Origin of the sequence: Aeromonas eucrenophila (assembly GCF_000819865.1) — a bacterium.
Classification (GTDB): Bacteria; Pseudomonadota; Gammaproteobacteria; order Enterobacterales; family Aeromonadaceae; genus Aeromonas; species Aeromonas eucrenophila.
In genome coordinates this window covers 672,859-688,620 of the sequence record NZ_CDDF01000005.1, presented here as the reverse complement: position 1 = coordinate 688,620, position 15,762 = coordinate 672,859, and the positions used below count along the sequence as shown (strand labels likewise).

The window sequence follows — 15,762 nt, the reverse complement described above, 5'->3', positions numbered from 1 at the left end:
GGGCTCATCAACGACTGAAAATGCTGAACGGGAGGGCACCATCATGAGGCGCCTCGCCCTTATGTTGACCGGCCTCGCCATCCTGGCGGGCATCAACTTCAGCGTCTGGCGTTTCGAGCACGCCATGAGCAGCGGCGAGGTGGTGCTGCTGCGCCTCGCCCCCGTCGATCCCCGCTCCCTGATGCAGGGAGACTACATGCGGCTGAACTACGAAATAGCGCGCCAGCTGGTGAGCCTGGGCCAGGAAAAGGCGGCGACCGATACCCTGATCATCCGGCTCGATGAGCACCAGGTGGCGCACTGGGTAACCGACGGCAAGGCGCAGGCGCTCCTGGCGGATCAGCGCCTGTTGCAGGCTCGCCGTCAGGATGGTCAGTGGCGGATAGGGCCGGATGCTTACTTCTTCGAGGAAGGGACGGGGGAGCAGTTCGAGGCGGCCCGCTATGGCGAGCTCAGGTTGCAGGCCGATGGCAAGACCCTGCTGGTCGGCTTGCGCGACGAGCAGTTCAAGCCCATCGGCCATGTTCGGGCGGCCTGGTAGCCGCCCCTCTCCCCACATCGATTCGATGCGCCAGCCCCCTCGCGGGGCTGGCGCCGTTTAGGCCGTGCGGGCGGCGGCCTGAACGGCCTGACTACACTTGAGGTGCGCACACAGCCTCAGGATGGTCGGGATGAGAAGATGGATACCCTTGGTCACAGTCGCCGCCCTCGCCGCCGCCCTCGCCGCCGCCTGCTGGGGCGGGACAAGCAGGGCCCAGGCCAGCCCGGCACTCGGCCAGCTGCACTACCTCACCGAAGAGTACAGACCCTATAACTTCACCGGCGAAGACGGCAAGCCCAGCGGCCTGGCCGTCGAGTTGCTGCAACTGGTGTGGCAGAAGACAGGCACCCCTCCGCAGGAGATCAGCATGCTGCCCTGGGCCAGGGGCTACTACCTGCTGACCCAGAAACCCAACGCCGTGCTCTTCTCCACCGCCCGCACCGAGGCGCGGGATCCCCTGTTCAAGTGGGCCTGCCCCATCGGTTATGCCGAGATAGTGCTGATGGGGCTGGCGGAGCGCAACATTCAGATCGGCAAGCTGGAGGACGCCCAGCGCTACAACATCGGCGCCGTGCGCACCGACGTGGGGGAGCAGCTCCTGCTCAACAGCGGCTTCGATGAGCAGAAGATCATGGCAGCCAACCGCCTCTCCCAGGCCCTGCGAATGCTCACCTCGGGCCGGGTCGATCTCGTCTCCACCAACAAGACCACGATGCAGGACCTGATCCACAACCAGCAGCTGGATCCCGCCCAGTTCAAGGTCGCCTGGGTGCTGAGCTCGGAGCAGTTCTGCTTCGCCTTCAGCCATCCCGTCGAGGATGCGCTGGTCAAGGAGTTCCAGCGCGGCCTGACCCAGGTGCTGGCCAGCGAGGCGTTTTTGCAGCTCCAGCACAAGTACTTCCCGACGCCCTAGAGAGTGCCTGCCTCACCACCAGCAAGGCGCCCTTGCCGCTCACTCCTATGCACTGAGCCTGCGTTAACCCGCGGCTCGCCGCGCCATGTTCCGCCAGCACCTGAGATCGCTCATAACACCATAGGATTTAGGCACTTGCAGCAGCCATGGGGGTAGATTGGACAGTCCCGGCTCCGTAAGATAGGCGCGCTATCTGCCGCCAGCTCAGGGCAAAGACCCAGCGCGCGGCCGCAACCCGGCACGGCGAGACAGACCGCCTGCCCGTCAGTTCAAACAGTCAGGATCAACGATGAACCATCAATGGAAGCTGTTAGCCGGGATCGCCCTCTGCGCCCTGCTGGCGGGATGTGGCGACAAGACCACCGGCAAGGCATGTCTGGGGGCCGACAACGATTCCCTGGTCGAAAGCATGCAGGAGCAATGCAAGGCAGGCGACACCGTGGCCACCAAGCACCCGGCCTATTTCTGCGACTTCAATTACGCCGTGGCCTATAACGGCTACAACTCCGCTATTTGCATCTATTCGGGGGCACAGAAACCAGAGAGAACCACAGAAAAATCGTGAAGAGGCAGCTGGGAACACCACTTCCGAGCGGAAATGGCATAGAAGATGTCATGGGGTGAGGCGGATGGTAACCCTCCCTAGTCCCTTGAGCGCCACTCGGGGGCCTGTTCAAGCAAAATGGCGAGGAGTCGGGAGAGCGTCGGCTATTTGACCCGCATCAGCCGGTGGCTGGCGCTGCCCAGCTCGATCTGAATAGCCTGTGAGCGCCGCATCTGATCCACCTGCTGCACCATGCCAGCGTCATATCCCTTGCGGATCATCCACTGCATGGGCTCCTCGAAGCTGCCCTCGTTGACGATGAAGGTGTCGGTGTAGGCGTCATTGACGATGCTGACCACCCAGATGCGCTGCTGAAACTCCGAGAGCTCGGCAAAGAGCGCGGCCGCTTTTGACGCCAGCGCGCGATAACTGCTGATAAACCGGTTTGCCATGGCGAAGAGATCCGGGTTGATGTGGGGCAAGCATCCTAACATCGATGGCGAAAAGGCGGCAATGTGCGGCGCATTCGCCGCCATATGTTCCCCCTCCCCTAGGAGCTAGGTTCGCTCAACTTACCGGTTTGGCAGGCAACCCCCTCTCAGGAAGCCCGCGCGCGGCGCTGGCGCTTGATCTCGTACATGCTCGCATCGGCCTGACGCAGGGCGTCGTCGATGCTGGTGTGCGCAGGATCGACCGCCACCACCCCCACGCTGGCGCCGGGGTAATAGAAGCCCTCGGGCGTCAACGGCAGCTGGACCACGCTCTGCTCGAACAGCCGACGCTGGAAACAGTGCACGGCGGCATCGACATTGTCATCGCCATGGAGAGGCCCCATGCCCACGGCGACGAACTCATCTCCCCCGACCCTCGCCAGCAGATCGCCGCTGCGCAGGGCCGACTCCAGCTGTCGCGCCACGGCTTGCAGCAGCAAGTCGCCCGTGTCATGGCCGTGGTTGTCGTTGATGGCCTTGAAGCCATCGAGATCGATGAAGGCGATCAGCACCGGGTGGCCGGCCCGCTCCGACAGAGAGAACAGGCGGTTGAGCTCGTGCATCAGGGCCCGGCGATTGGGCAGCCCGGTCAGGGGATCGCACAGGGCCTGGCGCGACAGCTCGTGGTTCGCCTGCTGCAACTGCTGCAGCAACTGCTCCCGCTCCACGTGCTCGGCGATCAGCCGGGCGAAGAAGGCGATCAGGTGCTCCGAGCCCGCCACCAGGGGCTTTTGCCCCGCACTGGCGCCACACAGGGTGCCATAGAGGGAGCCAGACGGCGTGCGCACCGGGCTGCTCAGATAGGTGCGAATGCCGAGAGCACTGGCCGCATCCGAATCACCCCAGCAGTCGGCGACGTTGTCGGTATACATTCGCCCCTCGTCGATGGCGCGCCGACACAGGGTATCGCTCCAGTCCACCGTGATCCCCTCCGGGATCTGCAGCTCCGCCACGTTGCGGGCATAGCGAATGCTCTGCTTGCCCTCCCCCAGATCGATCTCGGTCAGATAGGTCGATTCCAGCCCGGTCACCGCCTCGAGCATCTCCAGCAGCGGCCGGGTCAGGCTCTCCAGATCCCGCGCCTGTGTGACCTGCTTCGACAGGGCCTGCAATATTTTGTCCATGCACATCTCCCAGCTTGCATGTCATACCCGCACACCATAACCAAGGGGGCATTCCCCCACAAGCGGGGCAAGGGCCCGGGCCGGGGAAATCCGGGCCTCTTCACACTTTGGCCGGCCCGCCGCCACGGCTTTTCCCGGCAATCTGACTCGCTCGCGGCCACAATGTTGAGCCAGCGCAAAAAACCGCTCAATTCTGACATTGGCATCACTAATTTCGTGGATAGAGCCAAGCCGGCTCCGTAGGATGGTAGCGGGTGCCCGTTGGCCCCCTTTTTCCGATGCCAGGGTCAGCGGCGCATTGTGGTAGCGAGAGCCAGGGGCGGTAGCGACTCTGGCGGATGCCAGCCCGGCATCCCGCACCTGCGGCAAGGGGCGAGGACGCCGTCCTCGACGGGTGCCACCCGCCGCTGCGTAGGGTGCCAATAAGCGAAGCGCATTGCACCGAGGAGATCCCCTCTCCCCTTGCAGGAGAGGGTCAGGGCGAGGGGTTGCTAGCCTCTTTTGGCATGGCTTCACCAGTAGGGTCGATTAACGCAGCCTAATCGTCCGCAGTCATTATTCCCTCCCCCTGCGGGAGAGGCGTAGGGTGCAATAAGCGGAGCGCATTGCACCGAGGCGATCCCCTCTCCCCTTGCGGGAGAGGGTCAGGGTGAGGGGTCACTAGCCTCTTTTGGCATGGCTTCACCAGTAGGGTCGATTAGCGCAGCGTAATCGTCCGCGGTAACGATCCCTCTCCCCCTTCGGGAGAGACGTAGGGTGCAATAAGCGGAGCGCATTGCACCGAGGCGATCCCCTCCCCCCTTGCGGGAGAGGGTTAGGGTGAGGGGTTGCTAGCCTCTTTTGGCATGGCTATCCCATGCAGGATGCGAGGACGCCGTCCTCGACGGGGTTTCGCCACCGCTGCGCGGCTGGGCGAGTGACTTTGGAAAGACCCAAAGTCACCAAAAGTCTTCTCCCCCGCTTGTTCGCCCTCCTGCGTCGGGTTCCCTCGGTTCACCCGTTTGTCCCACGGCACGCGCCGATGGGCCATCCCTGGCCCAGCGGCGCTCGCTCGGCGTCCTGCCTCGCGGCCTGGACAAACGGACTCACCTCGGCGAACAACAGGGGCAACACCCAACCCGGTTAACAGGCGTAGGGGGCAATAAGCGCAGCGCATTGCACCGCAGTAACAGTCCCTGTCTATTCGGGGCAAAGATCGGGAGGGGTGTTATCTCAGAACCAACCCCTCGCCCACCCCATGATGGAATCAGATTGCCACACCTATGCAACAGGCATCATCGAAATGGTTTCATAGGTGAAAAATCATTGTAAGTACAACAGCAAGCGGCATCCATCCCTATCGGGGAATAGTTTTATATTGAAGGCCCGATAGTGAGTATTTAGTAGTGATAACGACCTTATTTCTCGAACGTTCTAATCGAACCTACGGCCCTGAAATAATATATAACAATATATTAGGAGAGATTACAGTGTATTTAGAGAGCCTTAAAATTGAAAACTACAGAAAATTTCGAAACGAAAACAATCTAGTGAGATTTGTAGAGCCAAGTAACATTACCACTACGCAACAAAATGTAGATAATCCAAAGTCAGTTATTGGCCCATCTACAACGCTTATCATTGGTAAAAATAATGCTGGCAAGACAACTATAGCCAATGCATTAAAACTAATACACGAGAATCGGCAACCCCGCTCTACCGATTTCAATAATAACTACTTATCAGAACTACACGATCAATACCTTACTACAGATGATGTAAACATTAGCCTACCAGAGTTAGCTTTTACTATTAAAGTCGTGGTTGACATGGATAAAAACGACCTTATGTCTGGCTTAATAGAATTTGCCCATACACAGGCTCGCACTGATGGATTGAACAGTATTTTAATAAAAATAAGAATAGAGATTACTGAAGCATCAGTTTATAAAGATGCAATAATAAAACTGGTTGAATACTCCAAGATGCATAGTTTAAGCCGCAATGAAAGCATTCAATTATTTTACGAGTTATTAGATCAATCATCTGATTTTCTAAATCAGGACTCTGAGAAAAAACTTTTCACTATAAAATACTACAACTCCAATGGACATGAGGCGAAAAAGTTTTCATTAAAAGAGCTAATTAACCTTAGAGAAATTAAAGCTAACAGGCATTTAAAAAATGGTGTTTTAAGTGAGGTTTTCAATAAGATTATTAAATTCCAGTTTGACAATGATTCAACTAACAAAGGAATTTTGAAAACGGAAGTCAGTGGTATAAACCAAGTATTAACAGAAAAAATAAAGGCAAAAAGTGATAAGGTTTCATCTGTGCTCACACAAATAGAGGATAAAAACCATGTCGACTTGAATTTAAGTGGCAACGTTACTTATGATAAAGTCGTGAAAGAACTAATAAAGTATAATTTTTCTGACAATGGCGATTACATACCTGAAAGTCAGTTTGGACTAGGCTACATCAATCTTTTAAACATTATCGGCGAGATTATTTACTATGTTGATAGTTATAAAAAAGATAGCCAAAACAGTTCTATTAATTTACTGTTTATAGAAGAGCCAGAAGCATTTATGCATCCTCAGATGCAAGAGTTTTTCATCAACAGAATTGATAATGCAGTACAAAAGGCTTTGGAAATTTCTAAAGGTTCTGATGAGGATAGCAAAATATTAAATTGCCAAATAGCTATAACTACCCACTCATCTCACATTGTCAATAGTAAGATACATAGCAGCAACTCGTTTAATAACATTAACTATCTCAACATTATAGATAAATCAGCCAACGTTATAAATTTAAATGATGATGTTATATCAGCTGATTTAGACGATAGAAAAGATCTTAAATTTATTAAAAAACATATAAAATATAAAGTTTCCGAGCTATTTTTCGCTGATGCAATTATTTTTGTTGAAGGTGCAACTGAAGAAACCCTTCTTCAGTTTTACATAGATAAAGACCCGATTTTAAAAAATAACTACATATCTATTTTTAATATAAATGGAGCGCATGGGAAAGTTTATTTCCCATTAGCAAAAAAATTAAAAATCCCATGTTTAATTATCACGGACTTAGATATTAAAAGGTCTCCCTGTCAAAAAAACAAGCCCCATAATATATCTGATGACGATTGTATAATTTGTGGACATAAGAAAGACATTGCCGACACACCTGAAATTAAAGAAAAAATAAATTACTCTCAGATAAAAGATTTGGATGGATTCCAGACTACAAATGCAACTATAAAATTTTTCATGAACAAAAACCCTTCTGTATCTGCAGAAAAAGATCTGAAAAATATAGGCTATATTAATGATGAAAATATTTTTGTTGTTTTTCAGAAAGACATAATCAATGATTATTATGCAACTAGTTTGGAAGAAGCATTTATACTTGAAAACTTTAATAACTCAATCCTAAATTCAGCTCTAGAGTCCTGCAAGCCACGCACATATCATCAGATTGTAAAAGCTAAAAGTACTATAAATTTCGAGGCATTGAAACACAGGTCGTTTGAAATTCAACGTGCACTTTCAGATAGTAAAAGTGACTTTTCTGGTGAGTTACTCTATCAATCTATCATTTCAGACGACAATAGCTACCCAACACTACCTAGATATATTTTGGATGGGTTTGCTTGGGTAAAAAATAAATTATCAGAATAGTCTTATATGAGGTTGGCAATGTCCAATAAATTAATAGATGAAGCTCAAGTCACTCAGACCTTATTTGATACCATAGACAGAAATGATAGCTTCATATTTAGTGCCGGTGCAGGTTCAGGAAAAACCTATGCATTGATAGAATGTTTGAAATATATACTAAGAAATAACTTTGAACGCCTTCGCAATAATAATCAACAAATGGTATGTATTACATATACTAACGTTGCTGTAAATGAAATAAGAACTCGACTCGGAAATTCAGATACTGTTATAGTTTCAACAATACATGAGATGCTCTGGTCAATTATTCAAAGATTTCAGTCAGAACTTGTCTTGATTCATCTTAGCAAGATCAGTAGCGAACTAGAGAAACTAGATGCAGAGTTATCGAGTGATCCAAATGACAAACTTGGTTTTTTTACTCTTTTATCACTAGAAGACCAAAATTCTTGTATCGAACTAATCAGAAATACCAAAGAAATTTATTATGCACATCAAAACTCAAATTCAGCAACTTTCAAAGCCGCTTATACACCCTTTGAAGATAAGTACGGTAAAAGTAAAATCCATTCATGGCTAAGGAACTACAAGGTATTTCAAGAAGTAGCAAAGCGCATATACAGGAAAGATCGATATACTCAGTGCATTGAAAATATAAAGTCATATAAAAATGGCTATACAGCGGTCATTTACGATAATAAGTTTAACGCAGATAGATTAGATAAAATGAGATTTAGTCACGATACTTTATTAGAGTATTCGTATAGCCTCATTAATACTTATCCATTGCTAAGTAGATTGATTATTGACAAATATCCATATTTTTTTATTGATGAATACCAAGACACCAATAAACATGTAGTGAATTTAATAAGGCTAATATATGACTTCTCTACCAATAAGAAAAGGGATTGGTTAGTAGGATATTTTGGTGATACTGCTCAGACCATCTATCCTGATGGCATAGGTATTAAGCTTGAAACTCTTTATAGCGATTTAAAAACCATAACCAAAATATATAATCGCCGTTCACACCTACAAATAATCGATACAGCTAACGCAATAAGAAATGATGATATCTCTCAAGTCCCAATCAATGATGGCAGGAACCAAGGAAATGTCATATTTTATTACGCACCATATCCTGAAAATGATAAGACTCGACTTGATATAGCAAAGAAATTTATAGAGAAGTATATGGTTCAAGTTGGAGATGATGATGGTATTGACTGTTTGGTACTAACAAACAAATTAATGGCTGAGATGAATGGATTTGGTGATATTTATGATGCATTTAAACTGGCAGAGAATATATATTATGATGATTTGAATACAAAGTTATTATCCAATGAACTTGATAAATTAGACCCCACCATACGAATCATATATAAGATAATCAATCTTTATTTATTGGTTAATAATCATAATTCAACATACTACGAACTTTTTGGCGATAAGGGCAGAATAGTTAAGTTTTCGGAAGCTAGTGATTTTCTAAAAAAGATGCGTGCATTTAAAGCCATAACATTAGGTGGCTTCCTATCTGAAATTTCAAACTACTATATTGATAGTCCCAATCCCCCCCCTTTAAATGTTTTTATAAATTCTTTTTTGGGCTCAAATTTTGATGACGTACTGAAACATAACAATATTCAATCATTTATAAAGTATTTACTGAAAGTAACTAATGTTACCCCGTAGTGAAGATGGGCATGAAAATGATGACCTAGAGATAGCAAGAGTCGACAACATTCTAAATATCAGACTCGAAACCTGGGCCCTCTGGGTCAATTATATTAACGAAACTATTTCTGGCCCTATAAGATATCACACATACCACGGAACGAAAGGTGAAGAATATCGTAATGTAGCTATTATTATGGAACATAGCTTTGGTCGAAATAGTAAAGGAAGGGATAAATTTAAAAAATTTTTCTTATATAGAGCATCAACAGATGAAACTACCTTGCCCACCCCTGATGATGATGATATTTTCAATACTAGAAATTTAATTTATGTTGCGTGCTCAAGGGCGATTAAAAATTTATGGGTTCTTTATTTAGATGATATTGATGAAATAGAAGGTGGTCTAAATAAAATCTTCAAAAAAATTGAACCATGGAAAAGTTCATAACCTATGGCGATTTAATTCTCCAAAATAATACTGCGTCTCAAGGCTACAGTATTAATTTCGATTTCCCAAACACGCTTCTACCCCCACTAAAAAACTATTTCGCCAACCCCTTACACCGCTCTTCCCCTGCGGAGTAATAAACCGTCGACCAGAAAAATAACGCCACAGGCGGGCACGGCTTTAGTTCCCCCTGCAAACCGCTGAGTCGAGTTCAACGGGTCAGGAGCGCCATCAGGGATGATGGCGCAGCCGCAGTCGGCACAGGGATGTGCCGTCTGCGGCGCTCCGTCCGACCCGTTGGACGAGACGAGGGAACCTGCGAAGCGGGCGGTTTGCCGGGGGAGAAGACCTTTGGTGTTATTTGCCAATAAAGAGCGGGTCTTTCCAAAGTCACTCGCCCCAGCCCGAAGGGCGGGCGAAACCCTGTCGAGGGCAAGGCCCTCGCGTCCTGCATGGCGAAGCCATGCCATGTAGGCGTTGGATGACATTCCGCTAGGGAATGACGTTAGCTCCCCTCACCCTGGCCCTCTCCCGCAAGGGGAGAGGGGATCAGAGCGGAGACAGCAAAGGCTTAAGAGGCTCCGAGGAAAAAAGCACAAACAAAAACCGCAGCCCAAGGGCTGCGGTTTTTTATTGGGTCAACCGGTTGGCTCCAACAGAGCCAGCGGCCTTATGCACGGCGCCAGCTGGTCTTGCCGGCGCTGTCTTCCAGCACTATGCCCATCTCGGTGAGACGGTTGCGGGCGGCATCGGCGGCGGCCCAGTTCTTGTCGGCACGAGCCTGATTGCGCTGGGCGATCAGTTGCTCGATCTCGGCCACTTCCTCGTCGGCGTCGTTGCCCTTGAGGAAGGCATCCGGGTCTTGCTGCAAGATGCCGAGCACGGCACCGAGTTCACGCAGACGGGCACCCAGGCCGGCGGCAACAGCCAGGTCTTCGGCCTTCTGACGGTTGATCTCGCGCACCAGGTCGAACAGGGCGGAGTAGGCTTCCGGGGTGTTGAAGTCGTCATCCATCGCCTCCTTGAAGCGGGCCACCTGCTCCTCGCCACCGGCGGCGGGCACCACGGCTAAGTCGCGCAGGGCGGTGTACATCCGCTCCAGGGCGGCGCGGGCCTGCTTCAGGTTGTCTTCCGAGTAGTTGAGCTGGCTGCGATAGTGGCCGGACATCAGGAAGTAGCGCACGCTCTCGGCGTCGTAATGAGCCAAGACATCCCGGATGGTGAAGAAGTTGCCGAGGGATTTCGACATCTTCTCTTTGTCCACCATCACCATGCCGCTGTGCATCCAGGTGTTGACGTAGTCGCCACCGTGGGCGCAGCAGGACTGGGCGATTTCGTTCTCGTGGTGCGGGAACTGCAGATCCGAGCCACCGCCGTGGATGTCGAAGTGGTTGCCAAGGTGCTTGGAGTTCATGGCGGAGCACTCGATGTGCCAGCCGGGACGACCCGGACCCCAGGGGCTGTCCCAGGTCGGCTCGCCGGGCTTGGACATCTTCCACAGCACGAAGTCGAGCGGGTTGCGCTTGGCATCCACCACGTCGACCCGGGCACCGGCCTGCAGCTGTTCCAGATCTTGCCCTGAGAGCTTGCCGTAGTCGGCGAAGGACTCGACGATGAACATGACGTCACCGTTGTCCGCCACGTAGGCGTGATCCTTGGCGATCAGGGTCTCGACCAGATCGATGATTTCATGGATGTGTTGGGTGGCGCGAGGCTCGACGTCCGGGCGCACCATACCGAGGGCATCGAAGTCGGCGTGCATGTCGCCGATCAGCCGCTCGGTCAGATCGTCACAGGTAACGCGCGTTTCGGCGGCGCGCTTGATGATCTTGTCGTCCACGTCGGTGACGTTGCGCACGTAGTTCAGCTCATAGCCGCTGTAGCGCAGGTAACGGGCCACCACGTCGAAGGCGACGAAGGTGCGACCGTGGCCGATATGACAGTGATCGTAGATGGTGACCCCACACACATACATGCCCACCTTGCCCGGGTGGATAGGTTTGAATTCTTCTTTTTGACGAGTGAGTGTGTTGTAGATCTTCAGCATCTTATGACCACTGCCTGTGAGTAAAATGGTCTGACATTCTAACCGCATCCGGTGGAGAAAACGAGGCGCAAACGCGCCGGATCTGGCGTTCACGCCATGTCAGCCCTATGCCGGGCGGCCTTGTTGGGCTAGAATTGCCACCACTTTATGCCACAACCCATGCAACAGCTGCGAGCCGACTCGTGCTCGCATATCACTGAAAGGACATATCATGGTTACTCTGCACACCAACCACGGCGACATCACCCTGACTCTGAATGCGGAAAAAGCCCCGGAAACCGTGGCCAACTTCCTGCAATACTGCCGTGACGGTCACTATGACAACACCATCTTCCACCGCGTCATCGACGGCTTCATGATCCAGGGCGGCGGCTATGCCCCCGGCTTCGAAGAGAAAGAGACCCGCGCTCCCATCAAGAACGAGGCGGCCAACGGCCTGTCCAACAAGATTGGCACCATCGCCATGGCCCGCACCTCCGAGCCGCACTCTGCCAGCGCCCAGTTCTTCATCAACGTGAACAACAACGACTTCCTGGACTTCAAGTCCCCGACCACCCAGGGCTTCGGCTACTGCGTGTTCGGCGAAGTGACCGCCGGCATGGACGTGGTCAACAAGATCAAGGGCGTCAAGACCGGTAACTCCGGCCGCATGCACCAGGATGTACCGGTTGAGAACGTCGTCATCACCAAGGTCACCCTTGCCGACTGATTGTTGTCTGCTGCGTAGCGACGAAACTGCGGCCCCGGCCGCAGTTTTTCCATCTGCGCGGGGCACTCCTTCGCCCCTGGCCCAGAACTGGCGCCGTCTCGACTATCTGACGCTTGGCAACGAGCGTCAGCGTTCGGCCCATGCCCTGCTCACCTCTGGGCTCTGGGATGAGTTGCAACGCCTCTGCCAGGATCTCGCACTGGTGAGCACGGTCGCCATCGGGCTCGACCGACCGGGCAGCGATCTCGATGTTCTCTGCCAACATAGCGACCCCGCCGAGCTGGCCGCCCTGCTTGCCCCTCAGGGCTGGCAGGCCAGCGACAAGGGGGATCGGGTATGGTTGCTGGAGCGCACGCTGACCGGCCCCGATGGCGAAGTCTGGCCCGTCGAGCTCTATGTCACCCCCTCTCCCCTGGCAACACGCAACGGCTGGCGCCACCTCAGCCTGATGGCGGCCCTGCTCGAACACTTCGGCTGGGGATTTTATCGGGCTGTGCTGCACCTTCGCCTCGAGCAAGGGCTCAAGGGAGAGGCGGCCATCTGCCAGCTGCTGGGGCTGCCCGGCGATCCTTATCTGGCGCTGCTGACACTGGAAGGGGTCGATCTGGATCGGCTCATCTGGCAATCTTCTCCCCTCACCCATGTCCCCCGTTTCGAGGACAACCCCTTACCATGACGCCCTGGACCTCATGAGCACCCTCTTTATCAGTGACATCCACTTAAGCAACGCCCGGCCCGACATGACGGCCGCCTTGGTGCACTTCCTGGAGCAGGACGCTCCCGGCGCCGATGCGCTCTATGTGCTGGGGGATCTGTTCGAATTCTGGATTGGCGATGACGACCCCAACCCGCTCCACGGCCAGGTGGCGGACGCCTTCCTCGCGCTGAGCCAGCAAGGGGTGCCCATCTACTTCATCCACGGCAACCGCGACTTCCTGCTCGGCCGGCAATTTGCCAGGCGGGCAGGCATGACCCTGCTCGGCGATCCCTGCATCATCGAGCTCTACGGCGAGCGGGTGTTGCTCAGCCACGGCGATCTGCTCTGTACCCAGGATGTCGACTACCAGAAGTTTCGCCGCATCACCCAGCTGAAGTGGCTGCGTTGGCTGTTCCTGCGCCTGCCCCTCGGCCGTCGCCAGCGCATCGCCTGCAAGATGCGGGGTAAAAGCCAGATGGAGAATGCCAGCAAGCAGCAGTTCATCATGGATGTCACCCCGGCGGCGGTGGACGAGTTGCTGCGAGCGCACGACTGCCACACCCTTATCCACGGTCACACCCACAGGCCCGCCATCCACGACTTCAAGCTGGACGGCAAGGGGGCGCGACGCATCGTGCTGGGAGACTGGTTCGAGCAGGGATCTGTCTTGATCTGCTCGCCGGCAGGACAGCGGCTGGAGACCCGCACACTCTCGTGAGCGGTCGACATCCTAGAGGGCGATAGGTTCTCATATGACCATTTCTGACCAACGGGGACCCCGGCCGCGATACAATCCGATCCGCTGCGTATACTCTAGATCTCTCCACACAGCGAGGATGAAGCAATGGGATTTATTACCTGGATTGTATTGGGATTGATCGTCGGCATCTTGGCCAAATGGATCATGCCGGGCAAGGATGGTGGTGGTTTCTTCATGACGGTGATCCTGGGTGTGATCGGCGCCATGGTAGGCGGCTATGTCAGTACCCTGCTGGGCATGGGCACCGTCACCGGCTTCAATCTGCCGAGCATCCTTATCGCCACCGTCGGCGCCTTGATCGTACTGTTTATCTATAACAAGGTACGCAGCTAAACGGCCAAGAGCCTCCCTTCCAGCACAAACTGTGTGTGCCCCCGCTGGGCCAGGATCCGAAACCTTGGGTTTCGGATTTTTTATGGGCGCTCGCCAACCTGATGGCCGGCTCAGTGCGGCATCAGGCGAACACATCCATCAGCAGAAAGGTGCCGGGCTGCCGTTGATGCCGATCGATCTGGGGCACCAGCCGCTGGAAATGCTCGGTGGCGCAGTGCGCATCCAGAGCCGCCCTGTCTGGCCACTCCTCCACGAACACGAAGTGACCGGGATCTTTCTGATCGATGCACAGCTCATAAGAGAGGCACAGCGGCTCCGCCCTGGTCTTCTCCACCAGCTCCCGATACAGGGGCATGACCTCCTCGAGGCGATCCAGCCTGATAAAATCCTGCGCAATGACTTTCAACATAAGTGGTCTCCTTGTTCAGCCTGACGACAATCCAGGAGGCCGACTCTAGCCCAGCCCGCCGCCCGACGCGAGCGCTGCTGTGCTGGGAACCGGGGCGATGCATCATGATCAGACAGGCGCGGCAAGATCGATGGCGGTGCCACAAGGCGCACGACCTGACCCGATCGGACTCGCAATGTGAAGTGGAACGAAGAGAGAAGAGAATGGAGGGGGAAAAGAGGTGGCAGAGCCAGCGCCCTGCCGTCATGGTCACACTGGTAAGGTACTACCCGTTACCACGACGCCAGTCACGGGGTCACGGTCAAGTCTGCGGTTGCACTGAAGTTCTGCCCATTGAGTATCCCGCTCGCGGTGACAGTGGTGATGCCGGCCCCAACGGTGGTCGCCACCCCTTTACCGCCGACGGTGTTGCTGACGGTGGCAACCGCCTCATCGCTGCTGATCCAGTTCAGGGCCGGGTTGTTGGTCAGGTCGAGCAGGCTGCCATCAGAGAGTGTCCCATTGGCGACAAAGACGGTGGTGACGATAGGTTGTGACGCCGAGGGCGACATGCTGGAGGCTGTCGTCGGGGTCAGGGCCAGGTCGGTGACCACGGCATCCGTCACCTCCAACCGGGCGCTGGCCTCCAATACCTTGCCGTTCTCGGTCGTCGTGGCCTTGATGCTGGCTATCCCGGCCCCAACCGCGGTCGCACGCCCTGTCCCATCGACGGTGACTATGCTGGCATCGCTGCTGTTCCACTGCACGCTTACACCACCGGTGACATCCGTTATGGCGCCATCATCCAGGGTGACCTTTGCCATAAACTGCTGTTGCAATCCTGCCGGGATACGGCTCTGTGAGGGGGTAATTTGCAGGTTGGTGATCTGCCTTGTGCCCGTGCCATTGCCCCCTCCGCTCCCACTGGGGACGGGCACCATGGTTTCGGTATCACATGCCTAGCAGCAGCGCCATTGTGCTGAGGAGCACATATCTCATATTGAGCACACTCATGATGGATTCCTTGAGGTTGGTGTTCGTTCATTGTCTTCCTGTCTGATCTGACGTCGTCAGATGCACAAGCGAGGGGTTCCTTTGTGATAAAGCGTCAAGCGTATGACAGCTTTCAGCGCTCTGCGTGGCCGCCACGGCGCCAAACGGGAAGCCATCCATGGGCCATAGCCCCGCTCGGCTACTGCCTTCCGACGATCTTCTTGCCAACCTGATCCCCCCTTTCCTCCATGACATGCATAACCCTGCCCTGCAGCCTCGCGCTATCAGATTGATTCGATAGAGCCTGGGTTGATTGAGGTTGCGGCAGGTGGTCCGGGAAACGGCAAGCAGGGATCGCGGGGATTGAGACCCCATTGGCCACGCCAGCGCCATAGCAGATGCTTGAGTCTTTTTTGTTCTATC

At 53.3% G+C, this 15,762-nt stretch carries 15 protein-coding genes; 10 read left to right on the top strand and 5 right to left on the bottom strand.

Translation table 11 applies throughout. The features are described 5' to 3' along the window. Window positions 1-43: 43 nt before the first annotated feature. The 3 genes from BN1124_RS07100 (at window position 44) to BN1124_RS07090 (ending at window position 2,019) form a co-directional block, all read left to right on the top strand. Window positions 44-541, top strand: coding sequence for a GDYXXLXY domain-containing protein (locus tag BN1124_RS07100; protein WP_042640379.1), 498 nt, complete (start codon window positions 44-46; stop codon window positions 539-541). A gap of 130 nt (window positions 542-671) precedes the next feature. After that, a complete protein-coding gene (locus BN1124_RS07095; protein ID WP_042640377.1) occupies window positions 672-1,454 on the top strand; it encodes a substrate-binding periplasmic protein in 783 nt (260 codons plus the stop codon). Between the two features lie 289 nt (window positions 1,455-1,743). Further along, window positions 1,744-2,019, top strand: a complete 276-nt coding sequence (locus BN1124_RS07090; RefSeq protein ID WP_042640375.1) for a hypothetical protein — start codon at window positions 1,744-1,746, stop codon at window positions 2,017-2,019. Between the two features lie 143 nt (window positions 2,020-2,162). Here BN1124_RS07090 and BN1124_RS07085 read toward each other — a convergent pair whose 3' ends face one another. Together BN1124_RS07085 and BN1124_RS07080 are read right to left on the bottom strand one after the other, a co-directional pair. Continuing rightward, entirely contained in the window at window positions 2,163-2,450 is a 288-nt protein-coding gene (locus BN1124_RS07085) for a hypothetical protein (protein WP_042640903.1), read from the bottom strand. A 146-nt stretch (window positions 2,451-2,596) separates the two neighbouring features. Further along, window positions 2,597-3,613, bottom strand: coding sequence for a sensor domain-containing diguanylate cyclase (locus BN1124_RS07080; RefSeq protein ID WP_042640373.1), 1,017 nt, complete (start codon window positions 3,611-3,613; stop codon window positions 2,597-2,599). Window positions 3,614-5,082: 1,469 nt separating this feature from the next. Between BN1124_RS07080 and BN1124_RS07075 the strand changes: the two genes are divergently transcribed. Genes BN1124_RS07075 through BN1124_RS21250 form a run of 3 tightly spaced genes read left to right on the top strand, consistent with a single transcriptional unit; the run spans window position 5,083 to window position 9,412 of the window. After that, window positions 5,083-7,278, top strand: coding sequence for an AAA family ATPase (locus BN1124_RS07075; RefSeq protein ID WP_042640371.1), 2,196 nt, complete (start codon window positions 5,083-5,085; stop codon window positions 7,276-7,278). 18 nt (window positions 7,279-7,296) lie between these two features. After that, window positions 7,297-8,979, top strand: a complete 1,683-nt coding sequence (locus tag BN1124_RS20795) for a UvrD-helicase domain-containing protein (RefSeq protein WP_197066178.1) — start codon at window positions 7,297-7,299, stop codon at window positions 8,977-8,979. Further along, window positions 8,966-9,412, top strand: a complete 447-nt coding sequence (locus BN1124_RS21250; protein ID WP_156128131.1) for a hypothetical protein — start codon at window positions 8,966-8,968, stop codon at window positions 9,410-9,412. The genes BN1124_RS20795 and BN1124_RS21250 overlap by 14 nt, the downstream gene beginning before the upstream one ends. A 670-nt stretch (window positions 9,413-10,082) precedes the next feature. Here BN1124_RS21250 and cysS read toward each other — a convergent pair. Beyond that, window positions 10,083-11,459, bottom strand: a complete 1,377-nt coding sequence (cysS, locus tag BN1124_RS07070) for a cysteine--tRNA ligase (RefSeq protein WP_042640369.1) — start codon at window positions 11,457-11,459, stop codon at window positions 10,083-10,085. 211 nt (window positions 11,460-11,670) lie between these two features. Between cysS and BN1124_RS07065 the strand changes: the two genes are divergently transcribed. The 4 genes from BN1124_RS07065 to BN1124_RS07050 all read left to right on the top strand — a co-directional run bounded on the left by BN1124_RS07065 (window position 11,671) and on the right by BN1124_RS07050 (window position 13,958). Beyond that, complete coding sequence (locus tag BN1124_RS07065) at window positions 11,671-12,168, top strand: peptidylprolyl isomerase (RefSeq protein WP_033131199.1); 498 nt, start codon at window positions 11,671-11,673, stop codon at window positions 12,166-12,168. Next, entirely contained in the window at window positions 12,158-12,844 is a 687-nt protein-coding gene (locus BN1124_RS07060; RefSeq protein WP_042640367.1) for a DUF4269 domain-containing protein, read from the top strand. Before BN1124_RS07065 ends, BN1124_RS07060 begins: the two co-directional genes overlap by 11 nt. A 13-nt stretch (window positions 12,845-12,857) precedes the next feature. Next, window positions 12,858-13,583, top strand: coding sequence for a UDP-2,3-diacylglucosamine diphosphatase (lpxH, locus tag BN1124_RS07055; RefSeq protein WP_042640365.1), 726 nt, complete (start codon window positions 12,858-12,860; stop codon window positions 13,581-13,583). A 126-nt stretch (window positions 13,584-13,709) separates the two neighbouring features. Beyond that, window positions 13,710-13,958, top strand: a complete 249-nt coding sequence (locus BN1124_RS07050; protein ID WP_042640363.1) for a GlsB/YeaQ/YmgE family stress response membrane protein — start codon at window positions 13,710-13,712, stop codon at window positions 13,956-13,958. Between the two features lie 121 nt (window positions 13,959-14,079). Here the strand turns inward: BN1124_RS07050 and BN1124_RS07045 are convergent, their stop codons facing one another. Beyond that, entirely contained in the window at window positions 14,080-14,367 is a 288-nt protein-coding gene (locus BN1124_RS07045; RefSeq protein WP_042640361.1) for a putative quinol monooxygenase, read from the bottom strand. 287 nt (window positions 14,368-14,654) lie between these two features. Further along, window positions 14,655-15,287, bottom strand: a complete 633-nt coding sequence (locus BN1124_RS07040) for an Ig-like domain-containing protein (protein ID WP_082041474.1) — start codon at window positions 15,285-15,287, stop codon at window positions 14,655-14,657. Window positions 15,288-15,762: the final 475 nt, after the last annotated feature.

Bases quoted from the DNA above. Each gene is read 5' to 3' on its own strand.
- BN1124_RS07100 (WP_042640379.1), top strand. From the start codon at position 44: ATGAGGCGCCTCGCCCTTATGTTGACCGGCCTCGCCATCCTGGCGGGC.
- BN1124_RS07095 (WP_042640377.1), top strand. From the start codon at position 672: ATGAGAAGATGGATACCCTTGGTCACAGTCGCCGCCCTCGCCGCCGCC.
- BN1124_RS07090 (WP_042640375.1), top strand. From the start codon at position 1,744: ATGAACCATCAATGGAAGCTGTTAGCCGGGATCGCCCTCTGCGCCCTG.
- BN1124_RS07085 (WP_042640903.1), bottom strand. From the start codon at position 2,450: ATGGCAAACCGGTTTATCAGCAGTTATCGCGCGCTGGCGTCAAAAGCG.
- BN1124_RS07080 (WP_042640373.1), bottom strand. From the start codon at position 3,613: ATGGACAAAATATTGCAGGCCCTGTCGAAGCAGGTCACACAGGCGCGG.
- BN1124_RS20795 (WP_197066178.1), top strand. From the start codon at position 7,297: ATGTCCAATAAATTAATAGATGAAGCTCAAGTCACTCAGACCTTATTT.
- BN1124_RS21250 (WP_156128131.1), top strand. From the start codon at position 8,966: ATGTTACCCCGTAGTGAAGATGGGCATGAAAATGATGACCTAGAGATA.
- cysS (WP_042640369.1), bottom strand. From the start codon at position 11,459: ATGCTGAAGATCTACAACACACTCACTCGTCAAAAAGAAGAATTCAAA.
- BN1124_RS07065 (WP_033131199.1), top strand. From the start codon at position 11,671: ATGGTTACTCTGCACACCAACCACGGCGACATCACCCTGACTCTGAAT.
- lpxH (WP_042640365.1), top strand. From the start codon at position 12,858: ATGAGCACCCTCTTTATCAGTGACATCCACTTAAGCAACGCCCGGCCC.
- BN1124_RS07050 (WP_042640363.1), top strand. From the start codon at position 13,710: ATGGGATTTATTACCTGGATTGTATTGGGATTGATCGTCGGCATCTTG.
- BN1124_RS07045 (WP_042640361.1), bottom strand. From the start codon at position 14,367: ATGTTGAAAGTCATTGCGCAGGATTTTATCAGGCTGGATCGCCTCGAG.
- BN1124_RS07040 (WP_082041474.1), bottom strand. From the start codon at position 15,287: ATGGTGCCCGTCCCCAGTGGGAGCGGAGGGGGCAATGGCACGGGCACA.